Annotated in this window: 2 protein-coding genes; both read left to right on the top strand. The window is 29.1% G+C overall.

Annotated elements, in window-relative coordinates:
- A partial coding sequence (locus tag HG1285_RS19635) for a DUF2227 family putative metal-binding protein (protein ID WP_008289715.1) occupies positions 1-273 on the top strand: 273 nt, incomplete at its 5' end.
- Positions 270-1,067: site-2 protease family protein (locus tag HG1285_RS00260; RefSeq protein ID WP_008289714.1), on the top strand; the 798-nt coding region annotated here is incomplete at its 3' end. The genes HG1285_RS19635 and HG1285_RS00260, both read left to right, overlap by 4 nt.

Genomic DNA, 1,067 nt, shown 5'->3' with positions numbered 1-1,067 from the left:
AGAGGTATATCTCACCTGCCTTTTTACGGCTCCTTAATAAGATTGTTTTATTTAGCATTTTTATTTTACTTAATATATCTGGGAGTAATTTTTGGTTTAAATTATATGGGCGTTAACGTTTCTATGTTAAATATAAATGAAAGCAACTTAAAAGGTTTACTGCTAAATATCCATATTATTTCCTTTTTAATAGGTTTGTTTATGGCGGAAATCATGCACATTTTAGTTGATATAATTTATTCTTCATTAAAAAAGGTGAAACTGATTAGATGAAATTTAATCCTATACCGCTTTTTCGTATTTTTGGAATACAGATTAACTTAGATTACAGCTGGTTCGTAGTATTTTTATTAATAACCTTTACATTGGCAGAATACTTTTATCCTTATTTCTATTCTGGACACTCATTTATTATTTACTGGATATTTGGAGCAATTTCTGCAATCCTTTTGTTTACATCTGTACTACTGCATGAACTTTCCCATTCTTTAGTAGCATTAAAATTTGGAATTCCTGTCAGGGAAATAAACCTTTTTATTTTTGGTGGAGTTGCAATGATAGAAGAGGAAGCTCATTCACCTAAAGAAGAGTTTTTAATAGCAATTGCAGGACCTTTAATGAGCTTTTCATTAGGAGTATTCTTTCTAATTCTCGCTCTCTTATATCCAGTTGACGATATATTTAACGGACTTATAAACTATCTAATGTATGTTAACTTTATTATTGGAATTTTTAATTTAGTTCCAGCTTTTCCACTTGACGGCGGTAGAATATTAAGGTCAATACTGTGGCAAAAGAAAGATTTGTTAACTGCTACAAAAATAACTTCTTCTCTTGGTAAGTATTTTGGATATTTCCTTGTATTTTTAGGAATTCTTTATATAATTCAGGGAAATTTTGTTAATGGAGCATGGTCAATAATTCTGGGCTTATTTATAAAACAAGCAGCTGTAATTTCTTTTGAAGAAGTAAAATTTTCTCATATTTTGTCAAAATATAAAGTTGAACAATTCATGATAACTTTAAAACCTCTTTTTTATAACAGCTCTGTGAGTGAACTGTTAAAC

It is taken from the genome of Hydrogenivirga sp. 128-5-R1-1 (assembly GCF_000171895.1).
The sequence above is the reverse complement of the archived record's forward strand: the minus strand, read 5'-3'. Positions and strand labels throughout refer to the sequence as shown.